We start from the raw sequence: 913 nt of genomic DNA on the forward strand, positions 1-913 counted from the left end.
TGCGACCGAGAGCCCGACAAGCACCGGATCGTGAGCGCTGTGGAGATGGTGCATGGGAGTGCCCGCCCGGCTGTGGTGGCGCGAACCTACGAGATCACAACCTTAAAGTGCATGCTACGGCATGCCAAGCCGCCACGTCCAGCGGTGCCGCTGACTCGGCCGTCGATGCCACGAGAGTTGCCGAACCTGCCCGCGCGCCGTGTCCGCTCAACCCCGGAGCTGGACCGGTTGCGCGCCCAACTCTCTGCATTGCTGACCTACCGGACCGCGGCTGACCTGCTCGGTCAGATGTTCCCAGTCGATGCGGGCATAGATCCGGAGAGCTTGCGCCGCCATACCTTCAAGGTCGCCGAGACCTTGCCGATGCGACACGCAACCGAGACGCCCGCCAGTGCCGGCGCCGAGGCGGTCACGGTGACCTTGGACGCGACATTTATCCGCAGTTGCGAGGACGGCGAGCGGCACCTGGAGGTCCGGATCGGCAATGTCGAGACGGGAGCAGGAGGAAGGCAGGTCTTTGGTGCTGTGGCGAAGACCTGCACCGATCTCGCGGCGCTGATCCGCGGTAACCTCGATGCGGTCGGGCGGACACAGAATACGGTGCTGACCGCGTTCACCGACGGCTGTCCAGGACTGCGGCGCATCCTCCTCGACGCTGGCATAGGTGGCCTGCCGATCTTGGATTGGTTTCACCTCGCCATGCGGCTGCAGCACCTGACGCAGGTCGCCGGCACCTTGTCGTCCGACACCCCGGAACGCGCAGCGGCGAAGGTGGTGATCGTCGAAGAGGTCGAGCGCCTGCGCTGGCGATTGTGGAACGGCAAGGCCCGGGACGCTGGGATCAGTCTCGATCGCATCTGGGGCGTCATGCATCACTTCCGGGGCGAGGCGGACGGTCGGCGCTCCGTCGCAT

At 66.2% G+C, this 913-nt stretch carries 1 pseudogene; it reads left to right on the forward strand.

The window, feature by feature from the left end:
- Window positions 1-177: 177 nt before the first annotated feature.
- Window positions 178-913: pseudogene (locus Q7A36_RS40195) on the forward strand (hypothetical protein); the annotation flags it as partial.

Source organism: Paracraurococcus lichenis, assembly GCF_030657435.1.
In the GTDB taxonomy this organism is placed as follows: domain Bacteria; phylum Pseudomonadota; class Alphaproteobacteria; order Acetobacterales; family Acetobacteraceae; genus Paracraurococcus; species Paracraurococcus lichenis.